General features: G+C 64.8%; 11 protein-coding genes. All 11 read right to left on the minus strand.

From position 1 onward, the window contains the following. Nucleotides 1-13 precede the first annotated feature (13 nt). The 11 genes from HLH48_RS17560 to HLH48_RS17610 all read right to left on the minus strand — a co-directional run bounded on the left by HLH48_RS17560 (nt 14) and on the right by HLH48_RS17610 (nt 17,182). Nucleotides 14-1,327 (minus strand): NtaA/DmoA family FMN-dependent monooxygenase, encoded by a 1,314-nt coding sequence (locus HLH48_RS17560; RefSeq protein ID WP_182998783.1) that lies wholly within the window; start codon nt 1,325-1,327, stop codon nt 14-16. Between the two features lie 11 nt (nt 1,328-1,338). Further along, nucleotides 1,339-3,564, minus strand: a complete 2,226-nt coding sequence (locus tag HLH48_RS17565) for an MGH1-like glycoside hydrolase domain-containing protein (RefSeq protein ID WP_182998784.1) — start codon at nt 3,562-3,564, stop codon at nt 1,339-1,341. A 19-nt stretch (nt 3,565-3,583) separates the two neighbouring features. Further along, nucleotides 3,584-4,888, minus strand: coding sequence for an MFS transporter (locus HLH48_RS17570; RefSeq protein WP_182998785.1), 1,305 nt, complete (start codon nt 4,886-4,888; stop codon nt 3,584-3,586). Between the two features lie 11 nt (nt 4,889-4,899). Continuing rightward, entirely contained in the window at nt 4,900-7,413 is a 2,514-nt protein-coding gene (locus HLH48_RS17575) for a TonB-dependent receptor (RefSeq protein WP_182998786.1), read from the minus strand. 205 nt (nt 7,414-7,618) lie between these two features. Beyond that, entirely contained in the window at nt 7,619-10,093 is a 2,475-nt protein-coding gene (locus HLH48_RS17580; RefSeq protein WP_182998787.1) for a beta-glucosidase, read from the minus strand. Between the two features lie 73 nt (nt 10,094-10,166). Beyond that, entirely contained in the window at nt 10,167-10,958 is a 792-nt protein-coding gene (locus tag HLH48_RS17585) for an alpha/beta fold hydrolase (protein ID WP_182998788.1), read from the minus strand. A gap of 11 nt (nt 10,959-10,969) precedes the next feature. Then, nucleotides 10,970-11,725, minus strand: a complete 756-nt coding sequence (locus HLH48_RS17590) for a maleate cis-trans isomerase family protein (protein ID WP_272502292.1) — start codon at nt 11,723-11,725, stop codon at nt 10,970-10,972. A gap of 17 nt (nt 11,726-11,742) precedes the next feature. Next, nucleotides 11,743-12,318 carry an isochorismatase family protein gene (locus HLH48_RS17595; protein ID WP_220795188.1) on the minus strand — a complete coding sequence of 192 codons (576 nt, stop codon included), beginning with the start codon at nt 12,316-12,318 and terminating at the stop codon, nt 11,743-11,745. 64 nt (nt 12,319-12,382) lie between these two features. Next, nucleotides 12,383-13,117, minus strand: a complete 735-nt coding sequence (locus HLH48_RS17600) for a 2,5-dihydroxypyridine 5,6-dioxygenase (RefSeq protein WP_246387460.1) — start codon at nt 13,115-13,117, stop codon at nt 12,383-12,385. Beyond that, nucleotides 13,104-16,712: a molybdopterin cofactor-binding domain-containing protein gene (locus tag HLH48_RS17605; protein ID WP_246387462.1), complete on the minus strand. Its 3,609-nt coding sequence runs from the start codon at nt 16,710-16,712 to the stop codon at nt 13,104-13,106. The genes HLH48_RS17600 and HLH48_RS17605 overlap by 14 nt, the downstream gene beginning before the upstream one ends. Further along, on the minus strand, nt 16,709-17,182 hold the full coding sequence (locus tag HLH48_RS17610) for a (2Fe-2S)-binding protein (protein WP_182998789.1): 474 nt from the start codon (nt 17,180-17,182) through the stop codon (nt 16,709-16,711). The genes HLH48_RS17605 and HLH48_RS17610 overlap by 4 nt, the downstream gene beginning before the upstream one ends. Nucleotides 17,183-17,185 lie beyond the last annotated feature (3 nt).

Raw genomic sequence — 17,185 nt, forward strand, 5'->3', positions numbered from 1 at the left:
CAGACCGGATCGTTCAGCGACCGGGGGTCGTGCCCAGATGCTCGCGCAATGTCGTACCCGTGTAGTGCGTGCGGAACAGGCCACGACGCTGGAGTTCCGGCACGACCATGCGGCAGAAACTCTCGTGGCTGCCGGGAAACATGACCGGGGTCAGCACGAAACCGTCGCAGCAGCCGGACGTGAACATGGCCTCCAGCCGGTCGGCGACGGTCTTGTAGGAACCGACGATCATGTTCGGCAGGCGGCGTTCGAGAGTCTGCCGCAACGCCGCACCGCGTTCACGCTGGACGGTTTCGAGCATCGAGAGCGCTTCGTGGATGCCCTGGTTCTTCGCCAGATCGGCAACCGACTCACTGCCCGCGAGCCTGGAGACATCCACCCCCGAATTGGCCGAGACGGTGGCCATGTTCAACTCTTCGGTGGCCAGCGCATTCACATAGTCGGCACGTTCCTGCGCCATGCTGTCGGTTTCGGCGACGATGCATGTCGTCTGTACACACAGGGCGCAATCATCGGGACTGCGGTCTGCGGCGACGATGCCCTGTTTCAGCGTCCGGTAGTTCTCCTGCATCTTGTCATCCGCGGCGTCGGGGGCGAAGACGATTTCCGCCCAGCGCGCGGCAAACTGGATGCCCCGGGGGGACGAACCCGCCTGCATCAGGACCGGATGACCCTGCGCGCTCTGCGGGATGGAGAGCGGACCGCGGGTTCTGACGTAGCGGCCCTCATAATTCGCGTAATGCACTTTCGCCGGGTCGGCGAACAGGCCTGACTCCTTGTCGAGAGTGAACGCATCCTTGTCCCAGCTTTTCCAGAGTTTCATGCAGGCTTCGACGACCTCGTCTGCCCGTTCGTAGCGGGCGGCCTTGTCGGCGATTTCATCCATGCCGTAATTGCGGGCTTCGAGATCGGTCGCCGACGTGACGATATTCCACGCCATGCGCCCCTTGCTCAGCACATCCATTGACAGAAGCGCGCGCGCGAGATGGTACGGATGGAGGAAGCTGGTGGACAGCGTCGCGCCCAGTCCGAGGCGGCTGGTCACGGCCGCCATGACCGGCAGCACCACCATGGGATCGAGGAAGCTGATCTGGCCGCCGCGCCGGACATAGGTGTCGAACCCGCCGCCATGAATGTCGTAGAGACCCTGCAAATCCGCAAAGAAGCATCCGTCGAAACAGGCCTGTTCCAGCGTGCGGGCGATCGCCTGATAACGTCCGGGCTCGAGGAAATCATCCAGCACCGCGTCAGGGTGGCGCCAGCCGCCGGCATGCAGGGCCGTGGGACCTGTCTTGAGATAGGCGAAAAGATGCATTTGCCGTGTCATCGTGAAGATCCTCAGGCAGAAAAAGCAATTTGCAATCGTCCGGCCTTTGCCGCGGGCAAGGTCACCATCAGGCCATCTTCGGTGTCGGCCAGCGTATCGACGGCGTATCCGTCAAAGCGGACCACCAGGGTCTGCGCCACCGTAACGCCGGGCAGACAGACCGTCGTCTCCGACGGTCCCGCCGGCGCGATATCGCAGGCGAAGCCGGTTTGCGAAAACACGACATGGCTCATGACGCCCTGCATTGTCGTGCGCAGACGGGGGTATTCGCCCTGTGTCAGGATTGTCCGCCCGTTGCTGACCACCAGCCGGATCAGGCCGAGGGGGCTTTGCACCGGGCCAAGGGTGCGGTCGGGGCCGCCGCAGGCGAATTCCCACCCCGCCCAGGGGTTGACGTCCATGACTTCCGACACGCCGATCAGAGGCAGCATGGCGCCCCAACTCAGGAACGGGTCGGTATCCGGCTGGTCGGTGATCTCTCCAGTCCGGGCGTTGTAATTCTCGCCGCACTGGCGGCGTGCGACCCAGGACTGGTTGAACAGGGCCATGCTCTTTTCGGCAAAGGCGCGCGCCACATCGCGCATGCCGTAGCGGCGCAGCCCGTGCCAGATAAAGAAATTGACGTTGGGCCAGATGCGGCCCCGCCAATAGACGTTGTCGGCAAAGGCCGGATCGTCCCGGCTGACATTGGGGATGACGTACGGGCCGCCGAACGTGTCCGGGTCGTCCAGGTGTACAAGCAGCGCGGCCGCCTGCGCGTCATCCGCGGCCCCGCAGATCAGCGGATAGAAGCTTGTGGGCCCGACGCTGCGAACGAAGCCACCCGTGCGCTGGCGATTGGCGAACAGGCCCCGGGCCTCGTCCCACAATTCAGTGCGGATCAGCGCCCGCCCGGTTTCGGCCAGCGTGGAAAACTCCTCGGCCTCGGCCTGGTGTCCCAGTTCGCGCGCCATCAGGGCCAGCATTTCGGCATCCAGGGCCAGGCAGCAATTCAACCCGACATCGAGCAGGGACAGGGTGCCGGTGGCCGGATCGAAGATCGCTTCGTCATGGGTCGGGGAATTATCCATTCCCGTTTCGTTGCGCGCGCCGAAATGCGTGCCCTTGTAGAGGGCCTCGCCGACATCCGAGGTACCGCAGGAGACCAGGCCACGCCCGTCCGGGTCACGATGGGCGCGCCACCACCGGTTATTGCGGGCCAGCGGCGCGTAGACGCGTTCCAGCAGGGAGCGATCGCGCGTGCGCAGATACATCATCCACGCCATGAAGGCCCCGTTGGGGGCCTGAGTACGGTCGACCCATGCATCGTTGGAGGTGACGATACAGGCGAAATTGCCCTGCGGCGTCGCGCTGGCCATGGCGACGGCCATGTTGGCGCGTCCGCAATCGGGATCGAACAGGCCGGTCATCAGGGCCGCATAGGTCTGGTCATTGTACCAGACCGCGAAATCGCCCAGGTTCCAGATCCGGCTGACGGCCGTATAGGGACGGTGGTTGATACGGTCGTACAGCGTGTTCCAGCCCATGACGTCGCGGATGGCGTCCAGCGCGCCCGCAAAGAGGCCCTGCTGCAAGGGCGGCGTGTCGTCGTCCGCCGGCTGTGCCAATGCCGCGCGGGCCCCGGCGATGGCAAGCTGCTCGCTGTCCGCGACGGCCACGCCGAAGCCGCCGTGACGCATCATTTCCAGATTGAAGCGCAGGGCGACGACCGGTCCCGTATCGCCGCGGCTGCCGCGATAGAAATACCCGTTCTGCTCGAAATCTTCGACAACCGCGGCGATGCTGTCATGCACGGTGGTCTGCACGGGCGCGGGGGCCGCGACCAGCGCCACCCACCGGGACCCGACCTTGACGACCGCCGCATGGTCCTGCGGGCAATAGCGGGCCTGCATGCCCGGGCCGGACAGGCAGACGGTCACCCAGTAGCGCAGGCCCCATTCCGCCAGATGCGCGCCATGCCATGTGGCGCGATAGCGCCATGGACCGACCTTGCGATAGGCGAAATCGATGGTGGTGCCGGCATGATGGGTGGAAAAGCCGATATGCGTGCCATCGATATCGTGGGTTCCAAATGTCAGATCCGGCCCGGCGGCAATCGTCGTCGCCCTGCGGGTGCTGGTGGCGTACAGGACGGGTGTGACAGTGACCCCGAGCGGCAGGAACACCATTTCCGCCGGGCGGTCTGACCAGCTGTTCCACGCCGTGGCGCCGGAAATTGTCGGGTCAATCAGAGGCATGACGTCTCTCTTGCAGCAGCTATGAACGACTGGAGGGGTAGAGGGTCACGATGGCGGCGGACGCCAGGGCGACGATCAGCGGCACCCCCAGAAAACCGAATATGATGAAATGGCGGGCAAGCAGGGTCTGTTGCGCTGCCGCCGGATCATATCCGCCCCAGGCCAGTATGCCGGCGGACAGGGCCCCGCCGATCGCCCAGGCGACCTTGCCGACGAAATTATTGATCGAATACGCCAATCCGGCCGCTTTCAGCCCCAGTTCACGCGCCCCGAAATCGATCGAGTCGGCGACGAGCATATACATCACCGGCAAGGTCAGGCCTTCGAAGAAGCAGACGGTCGCGAAACAGGCCAGCAACGCCGCCGGATGGCGGCCGATCCCAAGGAAGGCGACCAGCCCCGCGATGGAGGCCAAATAAGGCAGGGCGATCGCGGCCCGGGGCCCCACGCGGCGCGTCAATGCGGGCGAGCAGAGTGTTCCCACCATCTTGCCAAACCCCATGCCGGCGATCAGCACCCCGCCGAATTCGGCCGGCATGCCGAGGACGGCCTGCGCGTAATACAGCGCCAGACCGTAAAAGGCCGTCAGGTTCAAGTAGAAGGTGCTCAGCACGATGGTGGCGATGACCCATGCGCGATTGCGCAGCAGCCCGACCAGGGCCGTCCTCAGCCGGTGGTGCTCGCGCTGCAGGGGCAGGCGCTCACGGCACCCGAAATACGGGGCCATCAGCAGGACACCGCCGATGGCACAGACAAGCGCCATGAAGCGGACGAAACCACGCTCGTCATCGCCATGACCGAGCAGATGCACGGCTGGCAGGGCGGTGGCACCGACCAGCGAGATGCCCAGCATCGCGCCGAACATCCGGAAGGTCGCCAGAGACAGACGGTCGGCCGGCCGGTCGGTCATGACGTTCGGGAGCACGCCATAGGGATTGATAACCAGCGAGAACGTGATCCCGCAGAGAAGATAGGTGCCATACGCCCAGGCAAGGCGGACGCCCCCGCCGACGGGAAGGGGGACGAAACACAGGAAGGTCGACAGGACGAACGGAAAGGCGAACCATTTGATGTAGGGCCGCAATCGACCACCGAACAGGGTCTGCCGATCGATCATCAGTCCGACGGCGGGATCGGCCAGACTGTCGAAGATACGGGCCACCAGCATCAGCAGGGCGACACTGGCGGCGGGGATGCGTTCTATCGTCGTGTAGAAATAGATGAGGTAGGAGCCGGAGATCCCGAACAGCATGTTGCCGACGAAATCCCCTGCCCCGAAGCAGAGCCGTTCCCGGAAGCTCAGGCGGGCGTTGGCTTCAGCCATGTGATCGGTACTCAGAACGCCGCCTTCAGCGTGCCGAAATACTGACGCGGCGCCCCCATGAGTAGGGATTCATAGTCGCCCTGGAATGCATTGCCCGCTTCACCGCCCATTTCCGAAACATAGACCTGGTTGAACAGATTGGTGACATTGAAGCTCAATGTCAGGTTCTGGGCAAATCCGACCTTGCCGAAATTGTAGTTCGCCCCGACGGAGGCCAGCCAGTAACCCGGAACATAGACATCGTTCGTGTAGCTGAACGGACGCCGTCCCATATACATCACGTCAAAATGCGCGTCCAACTTCCGGAATGTATAATCGACGCTGCTCTTATACATGAAGGAGGGATAATCAATGACCTTCTTGCCCTTCAGATCGTAGGTGACGCCGTCGGTGGTCAGATTGCTCTGATACGTCCCCTTGTTGAAGCTGACCGAGTTGAAGATCCGCAGATTCTTGACCGGGATGATGGTCAGGTCGGCATCCAGCCCGTTCATCGTCACGCTGCCTACATTCAGCACGGTCAATTGCGGGTCGACCAGGCTGCCGCTGTAGATACCCTGCAAGCGGTTCGCGAAATCGGCATGGTACAGGTTGATCGACCCGATGACGTGCGGCGACGTATAGCGATAGCCGATATTGTAGGCCCAGTCGGTTTCCGGATGCAGGTGCGGGGCGGACGCATCGAACGCCGCCTGCGACACGGCGAAGGGAGAGGCCGCAAGGTGGAATCCGCTCTGCGGATAGGCGCGCATGTTGTTCGCGATGTCGAAATAGACCTCGTGATTATGCAGGAACACATAATCCGCGCTGATATGCGGCAGAAACGCCGCCGCGGATGTCAGGCCGACGCCGCCGGCGATCTGGTCGGTACCGGTATAGGACGGATCATTGGCCGTGGCGGAGACGTGCGTCGTCGAAAGCAGGGACTTGAACCCGGCATGCAGGGTCAGATTATGGATCGGGCGCCACGTATCTTCCAGAAAGAACTGGAACGTATCGGTATTGTAGGTCTGGCCCCAGGGTTCCTCGAACGGATTGCTCTGGTTACGCATCGGGTCGGGCGTGCAGTTGCACGACAGAAGCGGGTCCTGATACGCATACATGTTGCTGACATACTTGTTGTTTTCGAACCAGATCCCGGAATGAATCGTGTTCTTGGCAATCTCGTAGGTCAGCGCCGAGGTAAAGCCGAACCGCTGGATGGTCGGACGCTTGATGATATCGGATAGCGGGGCACCGTTCGGCGACGACAGATACGGGGTCGTGAACAGGGTCGCGGCTTTTTCACCATGCCCGTAGACCACGGAGTCCCAGTGCAGATTGTCGGTCAGCTGGAATTTGGCGTTGATGGCGCCCAGTTGATCGACGGTCTGCGTCACCGCCGAGTAGAAGGACACGTCCAGCGGGTCGTTCGTCAAGTTCTCGCCGTGCGTGAAGATGCCTTGCGCTGCCAGATACGCAGCCTTGTAATTAGGATAGTAGTTGTCGACCCTCTGCCCAAGCGTATTCAGGAAATTTAGCGAAATATCCTGGTAGTTATACTGAGAAAGATCCGAATAGTCATAAAAGACACTGATACTGGACGAATTGCCGATGGGTTGAACCAGCTTCGCATTCACCTGCTGCATGAACTGATCGCCGTACCCTTTCCACTTGTCGGTGTCATTACGCATATATGAAACGAAGAACTTGGTTCCTGACGGCGTCAACTTTCCCGAATCGATCCTGACGAACGTGTGGTAGGTCGCATTGCTGCCGAAGGTTTGCGAGACCAGCCCCCCCAGCTTGTCCTTGGGGTTGCTGGAATAGATCTCGAGACCGCCGCCCAAGCTGTTGGTGCTGGGCATGCTGAGGTCGCCCGCCCCTTGGGTGACGTTCATATGGTCGACATTTTCCGAGGAAATGGCTTCCACGGTATTAAGCCCGTTATAGTTGCGGTAGACTGGCTCGCCGAGGGGAATACCGTCAAGCGTGAAGCCGAGCTGGTTCTGCGAGAAACCGTGCATGAAGATCTGCATGCCGCCGGTGTCCAGCCCTTGCGGGTCATCCGAGACAAAGGCGACACCCGGGATCTGCTGCAGGATTTTCAGAACGCTCGTTCCCGGAACAGCCTTGTCGAAGGCGGAGGAACTGAGCACCGTGTGGGCACCGCGGCTGCTGTGACGGCCGGAAACCATGATGCCTTCGATCATCGGCGCGGCAGATCCCGGGGCGGCCGCGGTCGCGGCCTGGGCTGCGACCGGCCCCGCTGCACGGGCCGGGGCGGTCGCCGCGACCGGAGACTGCGCCAGCGACGATTTATGATGTACACCTGATTTCTTCTTGTGCGCGACAGTGCCGGACGCTGCATGGGCCGATGTTGCCAGCGCAACAAGCGCCGTCATGGTTGCCGCAATATAGCAGTTACGGCGGGAGGCACTTAACTTTTTCTGTATCATCACCCTGGTCTCCCATCTGCAGATGCTCGCGATTCTGACGAGGGGCATCGCAAAAGAATAACGTATACATTCTATATGCGCGACCATCGGAACGCAAACGTTATTAATCTGTTCTCAAAATAAGGCACGCGCCATTTTGGCGTCAGACCGGCCGGATCCCGGATGGCGGGGCGTATGTCCGGATGCCGGCACCGATCGGGCGCATCGCAAACATTGCGCTTGGGTGGTTCCTGTTTGAACGCATGCAGTCAAACAGATTAAGATGCTCGTGAAAACAATAAACTAGAGCAGCCTATGGGATACCGTTTTCCCGGTTGATGCGTTCCAGGACCTGGATCAGGGCGCCTTCATCCAACTCGCGGCCCAAAGACCAGCTCAGCGTGTCATGCAGCCCGAGAAAGGATGTCCGGCAGCGATCGAGTATCGCCAGGGCCTCGGCTGGCGCGGCCCCGGTTTCCGCCGCCAGCCATTCGGTCAGTTCTGCGGCCGCATGGGGCGTTTCCATGACGATTCCAGGGGGCGTATGCAGGTCGAGCCGCCGCGGCAGGGCACTGTCACCCGCAACCGTCAGCTCCGTTTGCAACAGGATATCGCGTGACGAGGCTCCGATTTCGATGCTCAGCACGGCCTCGGGCACGAACCATTCATCCAGGACGACGTCGAAATAGGCGAAGTCGCGTCGCGTCAACACGAAATCGACAACGCGGCTTTCCCCCGGCGCCAGCGCGACGCAGGCAAAGCTCTTCAGCGCGCGCCTGGGATGAGCCGGGATGGCACGGCGCGGGGCCTCGGGGCGGCCCAGATAAAGCTGGCAGATTTCACGCCCGTAGACAGGACCGTCATTCCGTATTGTGAAGCTGATCGATAAAGTCTGGTTCCTGCCAAGAACAGATCGGTCGAGGCGCAGCCCATGGTAGGAAAAGCGCGTATAGGACAGGCCAAATCCGAATGGAAAAAGCGGCGTGATGCGGCGCGCATCGAAATAGCGATAGCCGACGAAAATGCCTTCGCGATAGAGATGCGTGCCGTGTTCGCCGGGATAGCCCAGAAAGGCCGGACTGTCTTCCAGGCGTGCGGGCCAAGTCACGGGCAGCTTGCCGGACGGATTTTCGACACCCAGCAGGATATCGGCGATCGCGCCGCCGAAGCCCTGGCCGGCATATCCCGCGGAGATCACGGCGCCGACCGACCCGACCCAGGGCAGAATGACGGCGTCCGGATGTGTCAGAACGACCACGACACGCGGATGGATGCCCGCCAGAGCGGCAATGAAGTCGTCATGCGCGGGAATAAGCGCCAGATCAGGGCGGTCGGCATTCTCCCCGCTGACGTCGGGCGGCGTTCCGGCAAAGACCAGCACCGTATCGGCCCGGGCCGCCATCTCCAGGGCCTCCTGCCTGCGCTGGGGATCGATGGACCCGTCGTCGGCCCATCCGGCATGATAGGACAGTTGCACCCCGGCCCCGGCAGTCTGGCGCAGCATGTCCAACGGGATGTCGCATTGCCGGGGATTGACGCCCGCGCTGCCGACCCCCTGGATACGGGGCTCCATAGCCCCCGAGCCGATGACCAGCCAATGCCCGCACGTCGCCGTCAGAGGCAGGAGATCGTCCCGGTTGACCAGCAACACGCAGGATCGCGCGGCGATCTTCCTGGCCAGCGCGTGATGGGCGTCGAAATCGGCGGCCAGGGGGGGCATCGCCGCAGCACGGTCGCACCGCTCGATCAGCCGCAGGACATTGCGGCATGCACCATCCAGCGCTGCGTCAGGTACGCGTCCCTCGGCGAGGGCGGTGCGCAGACGTCTTTTCCTGGCGTCGCTCTGCGGCATGTCGAGATCATTGCCGGCCAGGAGGGAGGCCGGGCGGTCCTGTATGCCGTGCCAGTCGGAAATGACGGTGCCGCGATATCCCCAGCGCTTGCGCACAATGTCGGTCAGCAGCCATGGATCGGCCGAAGTCTGCACACCGTTCAGCCGGTTATAGGACGTCATGACGGTCCACGGATCGCTGCGGGCAATCGCTCTTTCGAAACCGTAGAGATAGAGTTCGTGCAGAGCCCGCCGTTCCACCACCGAATCCATGCTGGTCCGTTCGACTTCGGAATTATTGCAGGCAAGATGCTTCAACGATGCCCCGACACCATGATCCTGCAATCCGTTGATCAGGCCAGCAGCCATGTCCGCGGTCAGGACCGGGTCTTCACTGCAATATTCGAAACCGCGCCCGGCGAGTGGACAGCGGCGCAGATTGATGCCGGGACCCAGCAGAACCTGGACACCGAGCAGACGACATTCCGCGGCCAGGGCGCGCCCGACCTCGTACATCAGTGCCGTGTCCCAGCTGCATCCCATGGTGGCCCCACTGGGGAAGCAGGTCATCGGCAAGCTGCGGCCCAGCAGAAGCGCGGTTTCGCCGCGTGCGGTGTCGACCGTGTCCAGAAAGGCGCCCAGATCGGCCTGCTCTCCGACATCGTCGATCTGGGCTGGAACGAAGCGCACGCCATTCGTCCCGTCCGTCATCAGGACCGAACGGATATGATGCCGGGGCAGGCTGGCCGTACGCCACAGGCCGCGTCCACTGACCAGATCGATCTTGTCATCGCGGGTCAGGGCGGACAGGTCGGGTGACCGATCATCCGCCGCAGACCCGCATCCATGGCGGGCCGCCGGTTCGTCGCCCGGCCTCTCTGCTGCCTTCGATCCCAATTGCCCGACACCTTCGCCCAGCGCCCGGGCGCTGGGCACGGGCGAGCTACGAAAAACCATATCGTCATAAAAACGGAACAGCAAGAATTATAGCGTCTACGCTATAAATACTGACCTCCGGAGGAGGCTCCGATCACACGCCGACCGCGGCAACGAACCCTTCGAGATTGTCCCACGGGATCATGTGACCGGCCTCGGGCACATGCTTCACGGCGATGGACGGATTGAGTGCGAGAATCTCCGCCTCGTCCTCGGGCAGGATCACGCCGCCGCGCGTCGCGACGACCAGCGTCGCGGGCGTCCGCAGATGCGGAATGTCCTGATGAATATCCTCGGTATGGAATTTCTCGAACGTGATCCGCGTCGCCAGTTCGTCGCAGGTATGCAGCCACTCGGCGCGCAGGGCACGCTGCTCCTCGGTCCAGCTTGGGCAGAATCGCAGCATGTCTTCCGCCGTCATGCCCTGCCGCGCCAGGCGGATCGATTCCGTGTACCAATCGAGCTTCGCCGGATAGGCCCGGCGCCCCGGCCCGCTGACCGGCGGGTCGACCAGAACGAGACGCGACAGTCCGTCGGCATTGACCCGGGCGGCACGAATCGCAATCCGCGCGCCCATCGAATGACCGGTCAGGACCACGTCCGCCAGGTGCAAGGCGTCGATGAAGCCGCGCACGTCCGCCGCGTAGCTGTCGAGATCATAGTCCAGATCAGGCCCCGTCGCAGACAGCCCGCGTCCGCGAACATCCGGGACATAGACATCAAACGTGCGCGCCAGTTCCTCGGCCACGAATCCCCATGTGATCGCGGGACTGGTGATTCCGGGAATCAGCACCATCGTCTGTCCCTGGCCGCCATAGCGCAGATAATGCTGGCGGATTCCATTGGCGTGGACGTTCGCACCGTACAGGAAACGGCTCTCGGTCATGATGTTTCTCCTCAATAGGCGCCGGACAGCAATGCACCGGCACCGGGCGCCACGGTTTCCAGCTCCAGGGCGCGGAGCATGGCATAGGTGGTGGCAATCGCAGCGGTCACGACCGGCTTGCCGGTCAGGGCCTCGACCTTCGCCACCACCGGCAGCGAGGGCATCTGCACGCAGGCCGACAGCACGATCACATCCGCGTCCCGGTAGTTCAGCCCCCGCACGATGCCGGGCAGACGCTCGGGATCATGCGCCGCGACATCGAGATTGTTCGGAATTTCCAGCGCCACATGATCGATCACCTCGTAGCCTTCGGAGGCGATGTAATCGACGACCAGTTTCGTCAGCGGCTTCATATAGGGCGCCACCACCACGATCTTTCGCGCGCCGAGCACCTTCAGCCCCTCCACCAGGGCCCCCGCGCTGGTCACGATCGGCGTCGGCGCGCCGTTTTCCACCGTCCGCTTATGCAGCCGGGCCTCGGACTGCCGGTGATATCCCAGCCCCATCGCCATGATCGCGACCAGGCAGGCATAGCCCATCACATCCACCCGCGCGTCGCTCAGTTCCAGGGCGCAGCGGTCGGATTCCGCGTCCATCGCCGCCAGTTCGTCCTTGCTGACGGTCTTCATGCGCATGCGGCTGGAATGGAACAGGAATCGTTCCGGACGGACAAGCTGGCGCGCGGCCAGCATCGCCGGAATTTCGGTTTCCATCGTCACGTTGGAACTCGGGACGATCTGGCCGATGCGATAAAGGGTCTTGGTCATGATGGATACTCCGGACATCAGCAATTGGGCAGGCGCGACAGCAGCGTGTCCAGGTCCAGGACGTCGCCGCATTTCTGCGCCATGTCGAACAGATTGGCCTCGTGCGGGCCGATGGCACGGTCGCCCAGGCAATCCGACACCACGACCGGGCGGAAGCCGGCCTGCATCGCATCCAGCACGCTGGCGCGCACGCAGCCCGAGGTCACGCATCCTGCCACCACGACGGTCTGCACGCCATGGGTGACGAACCACGCCGCCAGCGGCGTGCCGGAGAACGCCGAGGGCACGGTCTTGCGCACGACATACTCGCCCGGCTCCGGCGCCAGATCCGCCACGATGGCCGAGGCCGGGTTGTGTTCGGTCAGGCCCAGCATGGTCGGAACCTTCAGCGAGAAGATGTTCGCGTCCGCCCCGTCATCGGCAAACACGATGCGGGTATGGGCGATCTTCCAGCCCAGCCGGCGTGCTTCCGCCAGCAATGTCGTCGTCCGCGCGATGGCCTGGGGAATATTGCCGCCGCCGAATGCCTGCGGGTCGGCAAACCCGTTGACGAAATCGACGATCAGCAGGCCGATCTTTCCGACCATGCCCATTTCGTTGCCGAACCCCTGCGCCTTGTAGCGCGCCTCGTCACGTTGCAGGTCCGTGTTTATCACCTTATCCCTCCACCAGATTGCCGTCGACCACCACCGCCTCGCCGTCCAGCCGCACCGTGCAGCCGCACATCGGAATGTCGATATGACACGCCGTGTCGCGCGTGCCGCCGGCCTCGTTGTTCGGCCCCGTGGACCACAGGAAATTGCCGGCGCAGGCGCGCGGGTCCATGCCGATGGTCGCCTCGCGATCGTAGAACCCCATGACCGACCAGTGCGCGCGCCATTGCAGGCCCCAACCGATGTGCGAGACGGCATAGGCCTCGGGGTCGCCGAAGCTTTCCATATAGTCGCGCAGATGCCCGGCCTCGTAGCCGCCTTCGATCGCGCGGACATAGCCGCCCGCCAGGCGCAGCGTGATCGGCGCGGTCACGTAGGATTTCTGCGGCAGCAGGATGTCGCCCGGCGCCAGCACGATCATCCCCTCGGCCGAACCCTCGTTCGACCAGGTGGCCAGGAAGCCGCTCGGCCAATGGTCCCAGCGCCCCGGCGCGTCGACGAAGCCATATTCCTCCAGCATCGGGTAATCGCCCAGCGCGAAGGTGACGTCGGTACCGGCGGCAGAGGAAACATGCATCGTCTTCGCCACCTGCAGCTTCGCCGAGGCGGCCAGCACGCGCGTGCGGTCCTCCATCGTCGGCGTCCTGCGCACCAGGATCTCCGGCGGCTCGACCGCCAGCAGGATGCGCCCGCCCGCCGCCAGGTTGGAAACCAGCCGCCCATCGTCACGGCCCCCCATGGTGCGCGCGCAGCGCCACGATCCGCGCCGTCAGGCCGTCCCACGCCGGGCGCCCCGGCGCATTGACCGCCCGCAGATAGCGCAGCAGCGACGCGATCTGTCCGTCATCCAGCACGGTCCGGAAACCCGGCATCTCGCCACGCCCGTCCTCACCCGCATGACCGGCGCCATGCAGGATCGCGTGGATCACATTGTCGGGCCGCGCGTCCTGCAAGTTGCTGTTCAGGGCCAGATCCGGCCGGTTGCCGTCCATATGCCGCGCCGCGCCCTCATGGCAGGCCGCGCAGCTTCCCGCGAAGATCCGCGCGCCCGCCGGCTCGCGCAGGGCGGCGTCGGCGCGGCGCGCCAGGGCCGACGCGCTGACGGCGGCGGCATCGGGAGCGGGGGGCGCCGCGCGGGACGCGTCTTCGGTCAGATAGACGGCGATGGCCCGCACATCGGCGTCGGGCAGCGCGCGCATCTCCGCGATCACCGGTGCCATGGGGCCCAGCGCGGGACCATGCGCCGCATCATGGCCCTGGCGGAGATAGCGCGCCATCGCCTCCACGGTCCACGGCACGGGCGCCCGGGAACGCGTGCCCAGGGGCGGCGCGATCCAGCCATCGGCCTCGCCGCCGGCGAGATAGGCGGACCCGCGCTTTTCCGCCCCCAGGGCGTTGCGGGGCGTGTGGCACGCGGAACAATGGCCAAGGCCCTCGACCAGATAGGCGCCGCGATTCCACTCGGCCGAGCGCGACGGATCGGCCCGGTAGGGCGTCGGATCATGAAACAGCACGTTCCAGCCCGCCATCGCCGGACGCAGCGCATAGGGGAAGGCGAGCCTCGTTTCCGGCACGGCATGGGTGACGGCGGGCTGAACCATCAGATAGGCGTAAAGCGCCCGGAGATCGTCGTCCGACACGCGCGCGAAGGACGTATAGGGAAAGGCGGGATAGAGATGCCGCCCGTCCCGGCCGATCCCCTCGCGCATCGCGCGCGCGAATGCCGCATAGGACCATCCGCCGATCCCCGTTTCCACGTCCGGCGTCAGGTTGGTCGTGATCACCTGCCCGAACGGCGTTTCCAGCGCCCGGCCGCCCGCATTCGTCACCCCGCCCGGCGCCGTGTGGCAGACGGCGCAATCTCCCGCCGCCGCCAGAACCCGTCCGCGCGCGATTTCGTCCGGTGTGAAGGATGCCGCGTCGGGACGCGGAACGGGCGCGATCGGGCGGCGTACCGGCCATGCGGTCGAGGCCGCCTGGAACATCGCGGCGGCCAGCACGCCGACATTCAGCAGGTCTCGCAGGCCGCGACGCAAGGCCGGCCGGCCCTGCATCCGCCGTTGCGCGAGAGGAAGCGGAACAGGCGCCGGCTCCGGCGCCACATAGGCGCCAAGCGCACGATCCAGCGCCGGCTTCACCCGCGCAGGCGTCAGCGGCAAGTCCCGGAACCGCACGCCCGTCGCGTCGAACACGGCATTGGCGATCGCCGCCGCGCTGGGCACGGACGCGGACTCGCCCACGCCCAGCGGCGGATCGTTCGGCCGATCCATGAACAGCACGTCGATCTCGGGCAGTTCGGGGAAGGTGAGAATCGGATAGGTGCCCCAGTCCCGGCTGGTCACGCCGGTCTCGTCGAACGTCACCTCCTCCTTCAGCACCCGGCTGAGGGACTGCACGATATTGCCATGGACCTGGTGCCGCACCCCCGCCGGATTGACCATCATGCCGGCATCCTGCGCGACATGGACACGCAGCACGCGCACCTGCCCCGTCTGGCGATCGACCGCCACATCCGCGATCCAGGCCGCCCAGGCGGCGGCCACGCCGGGAAAGGCACCGTGGACATAGACCGCGTAGCCGATGCCGCGCCCCGTCAGCACGCGCGCCGTCCGGTCGACCGGTTGCCGTGGCCCGTGCCGCGTCACCCACCCGGCCCGATCGGCCAGGGCCAGCAGCAGGTCGTGGGCCCGCGCGTCGGGCAGCAGCGCCAGCCGGTAGGCCAGCGGGTCCGCCCCGGCGATGGCGGCCAGTTCATCGATGTAACTGTCATGCGCGAAACTGTTGGGCATCGCCGAGACGCCCCGCAGCCACGACGCCCGGGCGATCGGCGGCGTATCGTGGACGACCACCCGTGCATTGTCGTACGCATAAGGCGGGATGCAGGTCCGGTCGCCCATCTGGGTAACCCCCGGCCGATCGGCATCGATCGTCCGCGTCAGCACCAGCGCCAGCAAAGGGGAAACGTTCGAGGGGTAGCGCGTCTGAAAGGAATAGGCGACCGGCCGCCCCGCCGCGTCGATGCCGCCGCTGATCTCCATCAGCTGGGCGGCCCCCTTCGGTTCCCAGACATGTTCCTGCGCGCGCGAAAGCTGCACCCGCACCGGCCGGCCGACGGCCCGCGACAGCAGCAGCGCGTCACCGCACACATCGTCCGCACAATTGCGCCCGTAGCACCCCGAGGCCTCGTGGCGCACGATCTCGATCCGCCCTTCCGGCAGCGCCATCAGCGTGGCCAGGTCGCTGCGCAGCATATGCGGATTCTGCGTGCCCGACCAGACGACCGGGCTGCCGCCCCGCCAGTCGGCCACCGCGCAGGACGGCCCGATCGACCCGTGCATCTGATAGGGCCAGAGATAGGAGACATCGAGACGCCGCGCGGCCGTATCGAGCGCCGCCGCGACATCTCCCCGGTCCAGCAGCCGGCGCGGTGTCGAGGGGTTGTTGCGCAGGGCGGTCGCGATATCGGTCAGGTCCGGCATCTCGACCGGCCGCCACCGCACGACCAGCGCCTGTGCCGCCGCGATGGCCTGCTCCTCGCGCTCGGCCACCACACCGACGAAATCCCCGATCGTCACGATCTCGACGACACCGGGCAGATGCGCGATCGAGGCCCGGTCCACATCGATCAGGCTGCGCCCGACCTGACGGCCATGTTCCACGCCATGGTAGGGCGGCCGCACCACCCGCCCATGCAGCATCCCCGGCACGCGCACATCATGCACATAGACGACCCGGCCAGTCGCCTTGTCGGGAATATCCACCCGCGGGACCTCATGACCGACGATGCGATAGGCCGAACGGGGCTTGAGCGCCACGTCCTCGTCGAACCGCGTGACATGCCGCACGCCGACCAGCAGGTCCGCGACACTGGCCAGGCGCGTGCCCTCACCCCGGTACACCACACCCTCGAGAACATGCAGTTCGTCACGCGCCAGCCCGAACCGGATGGCGGCAAGCGTCTTCAGTACCTCCCGCGCCTGGGCGGCGGCCTTGCGCAGGGGAATGGCCGAGACCTGGATGGTCTCGCTCGCGATCGTCGCCCCCTGGTTGGGCGTCGAGCCGGTATGGCCGAGTTCCATGCGGACCCAGGAAAACGGCACATCCATTTCCTCGGCCACGATCTGCGCCAGCGCGGTCGCGATGCCCGTCCCCAGATCGACATGCCCGCAATAGCCGACGACATGTTCGTCCGCCCGCACGACGACGAACACATCGTCCGGCACATTGCTCAGGTCGCGCTTGACGGCGCCCATGCCATGCGGCTGCGCAGGCGCGCGGGTGACCGCGACATAGCCCCCGGCATCCTCATGCCGCGACAGCACGTCCTTGCTCATCGGGGCATGGCCGCCGGGTCCAGCCCGCATGCAAGCCGGGCGGCGCGCAGAATCTCCACATGCGTGCCGCAGCGGCACAGCGTGTAACGCAGGGCTTCGCGGATCGCCGCTTCATCAGGCGCCGGGTTCTCGTTCAGCAGCGCCCGAATGGTGATGATCATCCCGTTGAGGCAATAGCCGCACTGGGCCCCCTGCTCCGCAATGAAGGCCTCCTGAACGGGGTCCAGCCCATCTTCGGTCGCAAGCCCCTCCAGCGTGACGATCCTGCGCCCGCTGACCGCGCCGCAGGAGACGGAACAGGCACGCGCGGCACGCCCGTCGACCAGCACCGAACACGCCCCGCATTCGCCCAGCCCGCATCCATATTTCGGGCCGTTCAATGCAAGGTCGTTCCGCAACACATAGAGCAGCGGCACATCATCCGGCACATCAAGAAGATGGCGCAGACCGTTGACATTCAGTTCGATCACGAG

This window comes from Gluconacetobacter sacchari (genome assembly GCF_014174255.1).
GTDB lineage: Bacteria > Pseudomonadota > Alphaproteobacteria > Acetobacterales > Acetobacteraceae > Gluconacetobacter > Gluconacetobacter sacchari.